Raw genomic sequence first — 1170 nt, 5'->3', positions numbered from 1 at the left:
CGGACCAAGCCGCACGTGAACGTGGGCACGATCGGTCACGTTGACCACGGCAAGACCACGCTGACGGCGGCGATCACGACGGTGCTGACCGCGAAGTTCGGCGGAGAAGCGAAGGCGTACGACCAGATCGACGCGGCGCCGGAGGAGAAGGCGCGCGGCATCACGATCAACACGGCGCACGTGGAGTACGAGACGGCGAACCGCCACTACGCCCACGTTGACTGCCCGGGTCACGCGGACTATGTGAAGAACATGATCACGGGTGCGGCGCAGATGGACGGCGCGATCCTGGTGTGCTCGGCCGCGGACGGCCCGATGCCGCAAACGCGTGAGCACATCCTGCTGGCGCGCCAGGTGGGTGTGCCGTACATCATCGTGTTCCTGAACAAGTGCGACATGGTGGACGACGCGGAGCTGCTCGAGCTGGTGGAAATGGAAGTGCGCGAGCTGCTCTCGAAGTACGACTTCCCGGGCGACGACACGCCGATCATCAAGGGTTCGGCGAAGCTGGCGCTCGAGGGGGACAAGGGCGAGCTGGGCGAAGTGGCGATCATGAACCTGGCCGACGCGCTGGACACGTACATCCCGACGCCGGAGCGCGCGGTGGACGGTTCGTTCCTGATGCCGGTGGAAGACGTGTTCTCGATCTCGGGGCGCGGTACGGTGGTGACGGGTCGTGTCGAGCGTGGCGTGATCAAGGTCGGCGAGGAAATCGAGATCGTCGGGATCAAGGCGACGGCGAAGACGACGTGCACGGGCGTGGAAATGTTCCGCAAGCTGCTGGATCAGGGTCAGGCGGGCGACAACGTGGGTATCCTGCTGCGCGGCACGAAGCGTGAAGACGTGGAGCGTGGTCAGGTGCTGGCCAAGCCGGGTTCGATCACGCCGCACACGCACTTCACGGCTGAGGTGTATGTGCTGAGCAAGGACGAAGGCGGGCGTCATACGCCGTTCTTCAACAACTACCGTCCGCAGTTCTACTTCCGTACGACGGACGTGACGGGCTCGATCGAGCTGCCGAAGGACAAGGAAATGGTGATGCCGGGCGACAACGTGTCGATCACGGTGAAGCTGATTGCGCCGATCGCCATGGAAGAAGGTCTGCGCTTCGCGATCCGTGAAGGTGGCCGTACCGTCGGCGCAGGTGTCGTCGCCAAGATCATCGAGTAA

General features: G+C 63.9%; 1 protein-coding gene. It reads left to right on the top strand.

Annotated features, from left to right (window positions below):
* A partial coding sequence (tuf, locus tag QYH69_RS35825) for an elongation factor Tu (RefSeq protein ID WP_308836335.1) occupies window positions 1–1170 on the top strand: 1170 nt, incomplete at its 5' end.

Source organism: Paraburkholderia sp. SARCC-3016 (assembly GCF_031119615.1).
Taxonomy (GTDB): Bacteria; Pseudomonadota; Gammaproteobacteria; order Burkholderiales; family Burkholderiaceae; genus Paraburkholderia.
The sequence above is the reverse complement of the archived record's forward strand: the minus strand, read 5'-3'. Positions and strand labels throughout refer to the sequence as shown.